Origin of the sequence: Proteiniclasticum ruminis (genome assembly GCF_900115135.1) — a bacterium.
GTDB lineage: Bacteria > Bacillota > Clostridia > Clostridiales > Clostridiaceae > Proteiniclasticum > Proteiniclasticum ruminis_A.
In genome coordinates this window covers 219,609-233,536 of sequence record NZ_FOVK01000002.1, presented here as the reverse complement: position 1 = coordinate 233,536, position 13,928 = coordinate 219,609, and the positions used below count along the sequence as shown (strand labels likewise).

14 protein-coding genes are annotated in these 13,928 nt (G+C 45.3%); 3 read left to right on the top strand and 11 right to left on the bottom strand.

What is annotated here, in order from left to right; genetic code table 11:
* Positions 1–394: 394 nt before the first annotated feature.
* A complete protein-coding gene (locus BM243_RS05730; protein WP_074911270.1) occupies positions 395–1,219 on the bottom strand; it encodes a rhomboid family intramembrane serine protease in 825 nt (274 codons plus the stop codon).
* Between the two features lie 188 nt (positions 1,220–1,407).
* Between BM243_RS05730 and BM243_RS05725 the strand changes: the two genes are divergently transcribed.
* Positions 1,408–1,605 (top strand): DUF6954 family protein, encoded by a 198-nt coding sequence (locus BM243_RS05725; RefSeq protein WP_074911268.1) that lies wholly within the window; start codon positions 1,408–1,410, stop codon positions 1,603–1,605.
* Positions 1,606–1,850: 245 nt separating this feature from the next.
* Positions 1,851–2,375, top strand: coding sequence for a hypothetical protein (locus BM243_RS05720; RefSeq protein ID WP_074911267.1), 525 nt, complete (start codon positions 1,851–1,853; stop codon positions 2,373–2,375).
* A gap of 52 nt (positions 2,376–2,427) precedes the next feature.
* Here BM243_RS05720 and BM243_RS05715 read toward each other — a convergent pair whose 3' ends face one another.
* The 8 genes from BM243_RS05715 to BM243_RS05680 form a co-directional block, all read right to left on the bottom strand.
* Positions 2,428–3,549: a response regulator gene (locus BM243_RS05715; protein WP_074911265.1), complete on the bottom strand. Its 1,122-nt coding sequence runs from the start codon at positions 3,547–3,549 to the stop codon at positions 2,428–2,430.
* The gene (locus BM243_RS05710; RefSeq protein ID WP_074911264.1) at positions 3,530–5,482 is read right to left on the bottom strand and encodes a sensor histidine kinase; all 1,953 of its coding nucleotides are present in this window, start codon (positions 5,480–5,482) and stop codon (positions 3,530–3,532) included. Before BM243_RS05710 ends, BM243_RS05715 begins: the two co-directional genes overlap by 20 nt.
* Before the next feature lie 157 nt (positions 5,483–5,639).
* Complete coding sequence (locus tag BM243_RS05705) at positions 5,640–6,992, bottom strand: ATP-binding protein (RefSeq protein ID WP_074911262.1); 1,353 nt, start codon at positions 6,990–6,992, stop codon at positions 5,640–5,642.
* 8 nt (positions 6,993–7,000) lie between these two features.
* Complete coding sequence (locus BM243_RS05700; protein WP_074911261.1) at positions 7,001–7,672, bottom strand: response regulator transcription factor; 672 nt, start codon at positions 7,670–7,672, stop codon at positions 7,001–7,003.
* A 48-nt stretch (positions 7,673–7,720) separates the two neighbouring features.
* Entirely contained in the window at positions 7,721–8,185 is a 465-nt protein-coding gene (gene msrB, locus BM243_RS05695) for a peptide-methionine (R)-S-oxide reductase MsrB (RefSeq protein ID WP_074911259.1), read from the bottom strand.
* Positions 8,148–8,513: a hypothetical protein gene (locus BM243_RS05690; protein WP_074911257.1), complete on the bottom strand. Its 366-nt coding sequence runs from the start codon at positions 8,511–8,513 to the stop codon at positions 8,148–8,150. The genes msrB and BM243_RS05690 overlap by 38 nt, the downstream gene beginning before the upstream one ends.
* A 53-nt stretch (positions 8,514–8,566) precedes the next feature.
* On the bottom strand, positions 8,567–9,232 hold the full coding sequence (locus BM243_RS05685) for a DNA alkylation repair protein (RefSeq protein WP_074911255.1): 666 nt from the start codon (positions 9,230–9,232) through the stop codon (positions 8,567–8,569).
* Positions 9,233–9,244: 12 nt separating this feature from the next.
* Positions 9,245–9,967, bottom strand: a complete 723-nt coding sequence (locus tag BM243_RS05680; RefSeq protein WP_074911253.1) for a CPBP family intramembrane glutamic endopeptidase — start codon at positions 9,965–9,967, stop codon at positions 9,245–9,247.
* 357 nt (positions 9,968–10,324) lie between these two features.
* On the opposite strand from BM243_RS05680, the gene BM243_RS05670 reads away from it, so the two are divergent.
* On the top strand, positions 10,325–10,945 hold the full coding sequence (locus tag BM243_RS05670) for a DNA-3-methyladenine glycosylase family protein (protein ID WP_074911248.1): 621 nt from the start codon (positions 10,325–10,327) through the stop codon (positions 10,943–10,945).
* A gap of 105 nt (positions 10,946–11,050) precedes the next feature.
* Here the strand turns inward: BM243_RS05670 and BM243_RS05665 are convergent, their stop codons facing one another.
* Together BM243_RS05665 and BM243_RS05660 are read right to left on the bottom strand one after the other, a co-directional pair.
* On the bottom strand, positions 11,051–11,872 hold the full coding sequence (locus tag BM243_RS05665; protein WP_074911246.1) for an MBL fold metallo-hydrolase: 822 nt from the start codon (positions 11,870–11,872) through the stop codon (positions 11,051–11,053).
* 246 nt (positions 11,873–12,118) lie between these two features.
* Positions 12,119–13,918: an ABC transporter ATP-binding protein gene (locus tag BM243_RS05660; RefSeq protein ID WP_074911244.1), complete on the bottom strand. Its 1,800-nt coding sequence runs from the start codon at positions 13,916–13,918 to the stop codon at positions 12,119–12,121.
* Positions 13,919–13,928 lie beyond the last annotated feature (10 nt).

The following is a 13,928-nucleotide window of genomic DNA, read 5'->3' as shown; positions in this document are numbered from 1 at the left end:
TGTTAGTACTATTATACGCGAAGTGGGCCCAACCTTTAAAGCAAAATGTTGAGTTTCTTTTAGATTCTTCCCAAAAAAAGAAACCCTCCGGTTTTTTCTCCGAAAGGTCCCATTATACGTGAATCTATGTCAATGGATGTTATGAGCCTAGCTGAAGGGATTCCTTTTCGCTAGGCACATAGAATGTTGAGACTACTTTGGCAGCACCAGTCTTCTGAAAGATCCGGATGCCCCGCTTCATCTCCACAGTGCAATCCATGCACCACGAATTTAGTATAATCAGTTCTTTTTCCAAAATCAATGACTTTTACGGAAAAAGAACGTGAATTTAACTCAAATTCAAAAAATTCAGCTTAAAGTGAAATCACTCTGCTAGAAAGGTTTTAGAGGAGTATTAGGACTCTCTTCTTCGGTCTTCCATCTGGATGATCTTGGATTTATGCTCGTGATTTCTGATATGCTTCTCACAGTATTCATAGTTGCCTTCACACTTGCTGCAGTATCTGAACTCCATATTGGGATCATCCTTTTCTGTAATGCCGCAGGTGGTGCATTTATGAATGGACTGGACTCTTGTGGTATATTTTGCCACTTCGATGTTCCGCCGGATCTTCTGGGTCTTGCTTCTTCTGTTTTGCACCTTCATGAACCCAGGCCCGAAGAAAAGAAGGAAGTTCAATAAAGACACGCCGATGGCGATTCTGCCTGCCATGGTAGCGCTGATGAATTCCACCACGATGAAGGCTCCATAGAGAAGTCCAAGGAACTTCACTTTGATGGGCAGCACAAAGTAAAGATTTACCTGACTGTCCGGGAAAGTGGCTGCGTAGGCCAAAAACAGAGTCATATTGAGATAATAGGTGGTGGTGATGCCAATAAAGAACCCTGCGATGACGGACATGAGAACCCCAAGGAAGTAGTAGGTATTAAACCGCGTAGTTCCCCAGGCCATCTCCAGCACCCTGCCAATATAGAAATAGAACAGGAAACTGATGATGACAAAAAAACTGGAGGATCCTGGCACAAAAATGAAGGTCAGCACTCTCCAAACCTGTCCTTCTAAAATGAGGTTTCTGTTGAAATAAAGAAACGCACTGAGAAGACCATTGGAGGTCATATCCACCAGGAACACCAGGAAAGATCCCAGCATCACATATTTCATTAAATCCCGGACGGCGAATTTTGAAACCAGCCGGTCCAGCTTATCAATTAATTTCATTGCTCTTAACACCCAACTTTCTAAAAATTCCATACTGTTTTACACAGTATACCTTCTGCACTTTAAAATCGTCTTAATGCCCACTTTTTATTTTATCATACATTTCTCTGGGTGATATCAGTCCTGACTTTATTTTCTCTTCCAATTTCAGTACAATAGAAGAAAAGACAGACGGGAGGTGCATCCTTGTGACGAGAAAACCACTTCATTTTCTGGTGAATCTTCTTTTTCTCACAGCATTTCTTTTGGTGACCTTCTTCGGTATCGGTCCGGTGCTTCTGGCTGACAGTTCCATGCAGGAAAGACTTTTCACTCTGCTCCTTGTACTGCTGATCCTTACGGGTCTTCTTCTTCTGTTCCGCTATGTGAAAAGCAGAACCCCATAGAATACGGGCAAAAAACACAGCCAGAAAAGAGCTGCCTTTTCTGGCTGTGTCTTCAATCATTCACAAAAAAAGCGTCCCTGAGCTCCATCTTTAAGAAGATTTTCAGGATTTCTCTTGGAAAAACTTAAATGCCTGAGGTATACTTGAAAAGAATGAAACGAGAAAGGCTTCTTACAGAAAAACCAGCTGAAGCCTTCTATTCATGATATAATGATATGTAGTGCTATTATTTTGGAGGCTAGTTTATGAAATACCTTTGGAAAACAATCTGGTTCATCCAGGCGTTCATAGTACGGCTGATCCCCATGCTTTTATTCTTTGTGGCACACACCATCGGTGAAGTGTACATCTACAACTGGGATCCGCTGACTGTTCTTGAAATCAAACCACTTCCCGAGCTTTTTGATTCCTATCTGTTCCTCTATGGAGCCTTGGGACTCATTATTCTGATTCTCTTTTTCATGAAGCTGCCCATTATTGCCAGAGTCATGACCGTGGGGATCCTGGCCTCGCAGGTGGTATTCTTCCTGAAACGTTGGGAAATCTATATTTATGATCTTAAGGACGTGGATCCTTACTACAATTTCTATATGGGCATCCTGATGTCCATCATCGCCGGATTTGTCCTGCAGGTAACCTGGAGAATGATTCGAAACGGCATCACTCAGGCCTACTACTGGTTTATGCTGAAGAGCTTTGGAAAAGACAAAAAAGCAAGCTTCAAGAAAATTCCAGTAAAAAAACTCCCAGAAAAAAAGAATTCTAAGTAAGAATCAAAAAAAGGACCAGTTGCTTTTCACGAGCGCCTGGTCCTTTTCCATTCTAGGACTGTTTATTGTAGAAGTCCAGCACCGCCGAGGGAAGTGGGACACCTAACGCCTCATAGGTTTCCTTCATTTCTTCAAACAGATGCATTCTCCCCCGTTCATTCCGGAGCAGCCCCATGATTTCCAGAAGCCTTATATTCAGCCGCTCATTGAGAGGTTCTTCCTTGTATACTTTTCGGTAAATTTCCAGCGCTTCCTCATAGTACCGGTGAGTAAAATAAAAATCTCCGATTTTTCTCAGTCTTTCCAGGTATTTCTCCTGATAGATCTCATGCTGGTCCACAAGCCATGGATAATCGAGATTTTTCAGATAGGGACCTTCTGCCAGCGCAATATAGTTCAGGCATGTGCTGAGATTGTTCTCAGTGATGATGGGCGTCGTTTTGAGATGCTGCTCCCAAAGATCCACATCCACCTGCACTTCATCTGGATAGACCAGTTTATAGGCATCATCCTGAAACTTGATGACGATGGGGAGATCATGCTGCTGCAATTTATTCCGCAGCCGATAAAGAATCATATTGAGCGTGGCTGAACTTTTCTCTGGATCCTCTTCCGGAATCAGCGCATCAAAGATATCATACTTGGATACAAACCTATGCCGGTTATGAAGAAGAAACACAAAGAGCTCCCGAATCTTACCCGAACGCCATTTATAATCCAGCATCATCCCATCTTTGAACGTACCGGCATCTCCCATGAGCTTTATGAGGATCTTCGGAGAATCCATGGGAGAAAACACCGACTTCTCCTTCAGACGCTCTTCAATTCGTTCCACGGTCTTTTTCACCCGCTCCAGCATGAGGGGTTTTAAGAGGTAGTCCAGCGCATACTGCTCGAAGGCTTCCACGGCGTACTGCTTATGGGCAGTGACAAAAACCACCTCAATCCCCGGACAGGAGCTTCTCACTCTGGAAGCCAGTGTAATGCCGGATACCATGGGCATTTCGATGTCTGCAAAAACCACCTGGGGCTTTTCTTTCTCTATAAAGTGGATGGCATCCATGGGGTTGGTGAAGCTCACCAGGTCCTGCTCTTTGATCCTTCCTGTTTTCAGAAGCAGCACCTTCAGATGCTCCACTGCCATTCTTTCATCATCAATCAGCACATATTTCATTTGTATTCACATCCTCTACAGGTATTAAAAAATAAACCAGAGTGCCTTCATCCAAACCGCTTTCTATATGAAGTCCTTCCTCATAAAGATGTTTCAGTCTTCTGTGCACATTGATAAGACCAACGCCACGGTTCAGTTCCTCTTTTTCCAGGACCGACCGGACGATCTCTTCTGGAATCCCCACGCCATCATCTGAAACGGAAATGATATAATTCTTCTCTTTCTGATACACAGAAATCTTCACCGTGCCGCCTTCCATAGTTTCCATGAGCCCATGACGGATGGCATTCTCCACCAGAGGTTGAAGCGTAAAAGGAGGAAGGAGAAAATGAAGGTTATCCTCCACGTCCCAAATGACCCTCAGCCGCTCCTCAAACCTGGACTGTTCCAGCTCCAGATAAGACCCCACCATGGAAAGTTCCTCCTCCAGATGAATCCACTTGTGGGTGTTTTCAAAGTCAAACTTCGCATGGAGATACTCTCCCAAGGAAGACACCAGGCCATGGGCTTTTTCAGGATCCACCAGAATCTGCGAGGAAATGACATTGAGCGTGTTAAATAGAAAATGGGGTTTGATCTGGGCCTGAAGGAAGGACATCTCCTTCTCCTCCACCATATTGTGCTGCTTTGCAAGTTCATCCAGGGTCTGCATAAGCTCCATGGACAGCTCCCTACTTCTTCTGTAGTGAAGGGTATACCGGTACAAGAGAAGAGACGCCATGGCCACACTGTACATCCCAATGGCAAGAAACGAAAGATGCATGGTGTCTGTATTGCCAATGCTGTAGAGCATTTCATCAAAATAGAACAAGAATGCGGAAAAAATCGCAGCGGCATAGAGAAGATGCTCGGTGATGTTCTTTTCCAGGTCGCTTCGCCTTCGAAAAATCCAGCTCAGCACACGGACCCAGAGCACGAAAAACACCATGGTGGAAAAATAAAAATAAAACTGCAAGGCATACATATAGATATGTAAGGGGAAAAACAGAATAAAAACAAACATCATTCCAAAAATCACACTAAGCACATTCTTATGAAGCCTTGGGAGAAAATCCTCATACAGCTTGTGAAACAGAGAAAGCATCCAGAGCATAGCACTGGCTGCCAGTCCATGACCGATTCGGAATATCCCATCCATACTGAGTGAAGGAAAGAGGATCCCTAAAATCCGTTCCCCGTACATGGTGCCCATGAGCCCCAGAAAAATGGTACTCAGAGACAGAGACAGCACTGCAGGTTCTTCCTTCCGGTAATAGCTGCTGGACAGATATAAAATAAGGTAAAGAAGCCCCACCAGAACACTCACCGTGGTCATGGAAAACTCAAAAAGAAGATTCCGGTCATGACGGTTCTGGAGCGCCACCGGATCTCCGAACTGTAATGGCCTTGCGATGCCCCCATGCACATACTCATGGTTGGATACATGAAGGACAATTTCCGTCTCTCCTTCTGGTAAGCGCAGAAAAATCAGCTGAGGCTGATTTCCAGGAACACTTTCTTCGAGGGTTTCGGACACCACCCCATCCTCTGCCATAAGTTCCCCATTGATATAAATTCTGCTGGCATTGCGGATACTGGTTTTTTTCAGCGCCACATCGCTCTCTTTGGGCACATTCTTCAGAAGAAGACGGTACGTCCCAAAACCTTTAACTGGATAAGTCTCCCCTTCCACATCCCGGCTCCAGATACCAGGCACTTTAATGTACCTTTTCTCCTTTCCCTCAAAATGCCCCGGCTGGATGAGTTCGTTATAATAGAACTCCCACTCTCCGTTGAGTTCAATGTAGCTTCTTTCCGGCCACTCTATACTCGTGAAGTCCAGACTCCCATCTTTTACATATAAAGTTGAGTTCCCCATAAAAACATAATAAAAACCAATGCCCACAGCGGTCAGAATCGACATAAAAACAAAAACCCATCTGATATTTTTCATTTCCAACTCCTATTTTGCCCATATCTCCATCACCATTACCACACTTCCCGGGTATGAATGTCATATTTTTATGTCGAAGGAAGAAATGATTGTAGTACTACTTATTATATAATTCTTTATTCAAAATGAAAACAAAAAAAGCAGCAAAATTTGCTGCTTAGATCTGCATGGTCTTAGGAAACACGGCTTCCATGGTGGTTCCTTCCCCAAGAGTGCTCTTTGCCTGTACTTCTCCTCCGTGGGTATCCACAATCCATTTTGCAATGGATAGACCCAGGCCCGAACCCGCCTTGTCCTTGGTTCTTGCCTTTTCTCCCACATAGAAACGCTCGAAGACATTCTTCAGGTCCTCCTTGGCGATGCCTTCTCCCTGATCCTCCACCTGAAGACAGTACCGGTCTCCCTGATCCTTGGCGCGCAGGGTGATGGTGCTGCTCTCTTTCGTGAATTTCACACTGTTCTCCAAAAAAATTCTTAAAAGCTGCTTCATCATTCTGCGGTCCTGGGTCACCGAAAACTCTTCGGCCTCCACCTGAAACACTCTGCCTGGCACACTGAGTGAAAAATCCTTGGCCGTTTCCGCAAGAAGCTCCTTCACCGAAAAAGTAACAGGAGACAGTTTCATTTTCCGGTTCTCTCCCTTTGCAATGAAGAGAAGATTCTCCACCAGCATGCTCATATTGTCCGTTTCCAGCCGGATGGCCTCAATGGCTTCTGATAGGATTTCAGGATCTTCTTTTCCCCACCGGTTCAGAAGATCGTTGTAGCCCTTGATCACCGTAAGAGGCGTTCTCAGCTCATGAGAAGCATCCGATACAAACTGGGCCTGCTTGGAATAAGCATCATCGATTCTGTCCAGAAGTCCATTGAAGGTTTCAGATAGCTCCTTCAGCTCATCCTTCACCTCCGGCACCTCAATGCGGTCATGAAGATTGGACGGTCCAATGGCCGCAGCGGATTTGGTCATGGCAAGGATGGGCTGAAAACTCTGTCTGGACATGAAGTATCCCACCACATAGCTCACCAGAATCCCCAAAAGAGAAGCGATGATGAGGGTCACCAAGGTCACAGAGTTCATAAAATGATATACCGAAAGATCCTTCACCACGCGTAACGTGACAATACCTGAAGGAGCAGCCACCCGAAGTTCCTCTATGACAAGATCATCGGAGCTCTTTTTTCCCTCCCCCAGGGTTCTTTCCATAAGCCATTCGTCCTGATTCGTGAGGTTCAGAAGTTCTTCTGACTTTATAAGTGTATCTCCGGACTCCGCCTCGGCATAGAGAGGATACAGGATCCCTTCTTCCCAGAACATCTCCCGGGTAAGCGCTTCTCCTGAAAGAAGCTTCTCTTCCAGAGCCCCCGCCAGCTGCTCCACCTCATTGTTGGCACTGAGCCTGTTATACAGCTGAGTGCTGAAAAAAACAGCCAGATTGATGATGAGAAGAATGCTGGTGAAGATCAGGGCGTAGTTCCAGGTGATTTTAGTGGACAGTTTCAATCGTCTCATCACTTCACCTAGCGGATGATATATCCGGCACCTCGGACGGTGTGAATCAGCTTGTCCTCATAGCCGTCATCCAGTTTGCTTCTGAGAAAACGGATGTACACATCCACCACGTTGGTCTCTCCCTCAAAATCAAATCCCCAGACGTTGTTCAGGATCTTCTCCCGGGTCAGGACGATGCCCTGATTTTCCAGAAGATAGGTCAGAAGATCAAACTCTTTCTTTGTGAGCTCTTTTCTTTCTCCATCCCGAAGCACCTCATAGTTCTCCCGGTTCACCGTAAGGCCTCTGAAGCTTAAGACCTTGCTCTCCTTCTCCTTGGGCTCATTTTTCCGGAACAGTGCCCGGAGCCTTGCAAGAAGCTCTTCCATCTCAAAGGGCTTTGTCATATATTCATCCGCTCCGATGTCAAATCCCTTGACCTTGTCTTCCAGTCCATCCCTAGCTGTAATCATGATGATGGGAATATCGGTAAAGGTCCTGGCCCGTTTGGTCACCTCAATGCCATCCACAATGGGAATCATGAGATCCAGAAGCATCACATCATATTCTTTGTTCATGAGATTCATCAGCGCACTTTGCCCATCTGCCACAATGTCCACATTATAGCCTTCATGGGTCAGTTCCAGCTCCATGAATCTTGCCAGTCTTCTTTCATCTTCCACAATCAGTATGTTTTTCACACCTGCACCTCCAGTACTTATGTGATTCCTTCTCACAACCTGTGCCTTCTATTTTTCTGCTTCCTCAAAAAGATCAAGATACTCCTCGTAGCCTTCCTCCACCAGTTTCTCTTTGGGAATGAAATGCATGGCGGCAGAATTGATACAGTACCTGAGACCTCCCTTCTGCTTGGGTCCATCTGTGAACACATGACCCAGATGGGCATCGGAACCTTTGGATCTCACCTCAATGCGGTGCATACCATAGGTGAAATCGGCCTTCTCCTTCACCACCCGCTTTTCAATGGGTTTTGTGAAGCTCGGCCATCCGCAGCCCGCATCATACTTGTCAAGGCTTGAGAACAGAGGCTCCCCTGTATAAAGGTCCACATAGATGCCGTCTTTAAAGTTCTGGTCATATTCATTCCTGTGAGGCATCTCTGTGCCGTTTTCTCGTGTCACATGGATCTGAAGCTCCGTGAGCTCCTTCCTTACTTCATCTTCGTCCCGGGTAATATACTCCCTTCTTTTCATCTTTTTTCACCACTCCTAAAATTTCTAGAATCAGCTTCATGTTTTTTTCATTCTTGCCCCAGTCATGAACGGTCTTTTCCACCTTGGACTCGGATACCATGGAAAGCTTCAGCTTCTCCTCGTCCAGTTTTTCCATATTCACGGTCAAGTACTCTCCATTGGATACCATGGACTTTTTGAAGAAAATCTTGAAGAACCCTGCCGTCTCCGTCAGTTCTCTCTCTTCCATCACTGTCTCCGTCATTTTGCGAAACTCCGACTCAATCATCTGAAAAGCTTTGTTTAAAGGCACATTCACCTCAAGCTCTTTTTCTTTTCTCACTGCCACAAAAACCCCTCCTAAACGCCAACTGACAACACGTCTCTTTATTTACTTCCATTTTACCACAGTATTTTATCCGAAAGATGCTTTCCCCCTTCTCTTCTGGAAAGAGAAGACAGCCCTTCTGTTTTCAGAAACTCTAGGACAAACTCCTCTTTGGTCTTGGCATACTCCCGAAGCACCCATCCAATGGCTTTGTCCACAAAGAACTCTTTCGTGTCAAGATTCTTCAAAATGGCTTCCTTGAGAAGGTCTTCGTCCATTTTGCCCTTGTACTTCAGCTGAAAGAGAATGGAAATTCTCTTCATCCAGATATTCTCTTCATAGATGAGCACTCTCATGGTTTCTTTCACGGCTTCTTCCCGAAGAGCCATGGGCCCGAAGATATTGGGCGCAAAACTGTCAATGGTGTCCCACCAGGGCTCCGTCAGCGCCATGGCAAGAAGCCTTGAAAGATCCTTACCGGTCCACTCTTTCTGAAACTTCTCCAATAGATGGATGGCCGCATACTTAAATTCCCGCTCCGGAAGACTGTAAAGATACTCTGCATCCTCCAGGAAAAAAGCCTCCCGTTCCTCTTTCAGGAACTCTTTCAGAATTGCTCTTCTTTCCGGTGTCTTGATGCCCAGAAACGGAAACTGGTTTCTCATATACTTTTCCATGGGCAGCTGATTCTGAGGATTTCTCTTTTCTCTCAGCATTCGTTCCAGTTTTTTCACATCCATAAGATCTCTCCTTTACCCTAGAAAGGGTAGATGAATGATACCGAACATATGAAGGCCAATGGTGTTGATGGCAAAGTTTGCGAACATGTGCACCATATAGCTGTTATAGATGTTGCCATTTTTGTCATTCAGAAGATTGAAGAAGATGCCAGATAAGAACAGGCCAAGAATCGCCAGACCTGTGATGAGGGGATTCGCCCAGCCGTCCACCATACCGATGTGATACAGTGCAAAAAGAAGGCTGGAAAACACATAGGCACTACCTCTTCCAAAGGATCTTCTCAGCTTGAGATACCCAAAGCCCCGGAAGAAAAACTCTTCCAGAAAGGAGTTCACAAAGGAGATATAAAGGGCCACCAGTACAAAATTATTCCGGTCCACCATGAAATTCTCCGAAATGGCGCCTTCAATGGTTTCTAAGGAAATGAACTGCTGAACCACAAGATACAGTCCCAGAAGCAGCACATACACAAGAACCCCCAGGAGCACAGACTTTCTGAAACTTCCCTTTTCCCGCCGGGTATCCAGCACCGTGAACACATTCACCTCATGAAAGGAAAGGTGCAGCATAAGGGGCATACCTAAAAACAGAATCACCTTAAAAATAGATCTCCCCCAATACCCCACATCAAACATCGCATCCACAAAAAATGTCAGAAGACTGCCTAGAAGAAGAATTGCGATAATCCATCTTCCCTCTGTCAGTCTCCGTTCTCTACCAAATATTTCTCCCATGACGCCTCCACACACAAAAATAATCAGACTTCTCTTTATTCTTTATTCCCTGCAAAACAGAAAAACCCTTTATTTTTCACTATATATTTCTATTTTCTTGCTATCTTCTTCATCCGAAGTGCTATATTTCATAGAAATCGCTTCTTTTTCTCCAAAATTCAGGTTGGGAAGTGGAAACCCATGATTTTCTATGGAGTTTCCACTGCTTTCTCTTTTATTGAAGACTCTGCACCTATATAATGAGATCAAAGGGAAGTGTGTCTGAAGCACCTTCTCTGCTCCAGAAAAATAAATTGATCAAAAGATCTTTCTGCCATACTGCCACCATGGAACCACTGAAAAAAGGAGACAACAGTTTTGGGAAAGCTAACCTTCAGCAAAGATGACTTTGAGAACTTAAAAAAGAAAGATGAGAAACTGGCAAAAGCCATGGAGATTCTCCCCTTCTACACCAGAGAAACCGATGAGGATCTTTTCCGGAGCCTCATCAATAACATTGTGGGCCAGCAGATATCCATGAAAGCTCAGGAAACCGTCTGGAAAAGGTTTCTTGACTACTTCCCGGCCATCACGCCGGAACACATCGCAGCGGCCACTTTGGAAGAGATCCAAGGTCTTGGCATCAGTTTCCGGAAAGCGGGCTACCTGAAAGGCACCGCGGAAATGGTTCTAAAAAAGGAGATTTCTCTAAAGGACCTTTACAGCCTCTCAGATGAGGAGGTCATTAAGGAGCTTGTGAAGCTTCCAGGCATCGGTCCCTGGACCGCGGAAATGCTGCTCATCTTCACCATGGGGAGAAAAGATGTCTTAAGCTATGGAGATCTTGCCATCAGAAAAGGACTGATGATGCTCTATGGCCATGAAACCATCACCAAAGAGATCTTTGAAACCTACCGGCAGAGATTCTCCCCCTATGGCACCTTGGCTTCACTGTACCTTTGGGAAATCTCTTCGGGAAACTATACACTGCCAGAATAAGAACTACGACCAAACGGGAGAAAAGCAAAGGCTTCTCTCCCGTTTTTTTGCCATCTCAGTAAAGCCCCTCCGATTCGCAAGCTGATTTTAAACTTTCCAAGCCCTCTATAGCTCTACCACCCGTCCAGTTCTCACATAGTCGATGTCTGTTTTTAACGTCTCCTGAAGCTTTCCATACATTTTTCTTCCAGTGCAGTGACAGGTATAATATTTAGCTTCTTTTTCAGAAAGCTTCCTGGCCAGATGCTCCACATAGAATGGGTCCGGATGCACTTTGGAGGGCTTTTTGATATGGAAACCCCCAAAGACTGCATCTATGTTGCAGTGCATTTTCTCTTCTGACGTCCTGAGAATATTAAGGATTCCCTGATGACCGCAGCCGGAAAAAAGAATGGTCTTCTCCCCTTCTTTCACCACCAGATGCTGTTCATGATGAAAATCATCCGGAAGAATCTTTCCTGCCTTTTCCATATAGAGGGTCTCATTTCCTGGCGGGAGCATATCTTTTCTATCTACCACCGATAGAAGCTGAAGCTTCTCAGAAATCACATGGTCTCCTTGTAAAAGAACCACTTGAGGGTGTCTTATGAGATGCTCCTCCAGCCCCAGGGGATTCATCTCCCCGTTTTCCCGCTTGGAGTAATGGGGAAGAAAAGCCTCTTCCTGTATATAGACCTTTGCTTTCTTATTATAATGTAGAAACTCAGAAAGTCCGCCCCCATGATCCTTATGCCCGTGGGAAAGCACGGCCAGATCCACTTCTTTAAGATCTATCCCCAGTTTCTCACTGTTTTTTCGAAAAGAATCATCTGGTCCAAAGTCAAAGAGAATCTTCTTCTCCTCCGTTTCTATGTAAAAAGAAATGCCATGGGCATTCATGAGGTCTTCTCTCTCCAGATCATTTTCCAGAAGCACTGTCACTTTCATTCTTCATTCCCCCTTGAGACTGATTAAAATCATTGTACCCCAAACCTTCTGCTCTTCGCAAAAAATTTGGGGTACTGCTTTTTATATATAAACTGAAAGGCCTGATGAAGTTCATGAGGCTCCATCCTTCCTTCTATTTAATTTGACCAAAAGAATCGAAAACGCTTCGCTTCTTCTCTAGATTTCGGGTCTTATGCCTGAACTTCTACTGCCATGAACTGCTGATTCTGGGTTCAAATGATTCTTTTAGACAACTTTCCCTTTTAAGACTTCTCTACCTGCTTCTTCCACAAACTGATTGGTGTAAAGCTCATAGTAGTGTCCTCTCTTTTTGAGAAGTTCCTCATGGTTTCCTTCCTCAAGGATCTCTCCCTGGTCAATGACCAGGATTCTGTCCGCATTTTTGATGGTGGACAGTCTGTGGGCCACGATGAAGCTGGTTCTGTTCTCCAGCACTTCTTCAATGGCTTTCTGGATCTTCGCCTCAGACTCTGTATCAATGGAGGAGGTGGCCTCATCCAGGAAGAAGAGTCTTGGCTTTCCGATGATGGCTCTGGCAAAAGAGATCAGCTGCTTTTCTCCTGTGGAGAGCATGCCTCCGCCTTCGCCTACTTCTGTGTCATACCCCTTCTCCAGCTTCATGATGAAGTCATGGGCATGAACCACCTTCGCGGCTTCGATGATGTCCTCATCCGTGGCAGCAAGCTTACCATACCGGATGTTCTCTTTGATGGTTCCACTGAACAGGTGCGGTGCCTGAAGCACATACCCGATGTTCTGATGAAGCCAGCTCTGAGGTCTTTTTTTATAGTCTTCCCCGTCTATGAGGATCTTCCCTTCGGAAGGCTCATAGAACCGGCAAGCCAGGTTCACAATGGTGCTTTTTCCGGATCCCGTTTCTCCTACAAGAGCGATGGTCTCCCCGGCTTTCACCTGAAGATTGAAGTTCTTTAAAATGTACTCCCCTTCCTTATAGAAGAAGCTCACATTCTCAAAAGTCACATCTCCATGGATCTTGCCATAGTCCTCTTTTTCTTCCACTTCTGTGTCCACGATCTCCTCTTTTTCATGGAGAAGACCCATGACACGTTCTGCGGCAGCCTGGGCACCGATCATTTCCGTATAGATTCTTGCAATTTCAAGAATCGGATCAAAGAACTGACGGGCATAGGTGATAAAGAGAACCAAAGTACCGTAAGTCAGTGCCCCATCCATGAGGAAATTGCTTCCAAGAAGAAGGGTCAGCACCGTACCTACTGCAGAGATGAAAAGCGTCATGGGCAGATATCCCGCCGAAAGCGTGGCTGCCCGGATGGACGTCTTTTTCATATCCTTCGTCACATCCTGAAACTCTTCAATATTAAGTTCCTCACGGACCAGGGTCTTTGTGGTTTTTGCACCCACAATGCCATCATTGAAGAGGCCCGTGATCTTGGAGTTGATCTTTCTTACATTTCTGTAGGAAACCAGCATCTTTTTTTCAAAGAAGACACTGACCACCGCAAGTACTGGTACCGTAATAAGGGTCACCAGGGCAAGCTTCCAGTTGATGATAAGCATCACCACTGACACCCCAAGCATCATGGTGGCGCCCCACACCAGGTCCACCACACCCCAGGCCACAGTTTCTGAAATTTTTGTGGCATCGGAGGTGGTTCTTGCGATCATCCAGCCCACAGCATTTTTGTCATAGTAGCTGAAAGAGAGTCTCTGAAGCTTTTCAAAAGCATCCTTTCTCAGTTTGTAGACAATGCCCATCTCAATCTTCCCCGCGTGGCGGATGAAGAGAAAGACGATGAGACCGAGACCAAGAGCAAGTATTCCATAAAGGACACCCACCAAGGTGAGACCGTTATAGTCTCCATTGGCCACGAAATTGTCGATGGCATATCTTGTTAAAAGCGGAAAGACGATGTCCATGCCCGCAAGCCCTACCATAAAGCCGCAGAGTATGAGGAAGTCTTTCTTGAAGATGGAGAGATACCGGAACATCTCTTTCCAGACGGTCTTATCCACTTTCAGTTTCATTTCTTTTTGTTCTTCCATTAATTATGTT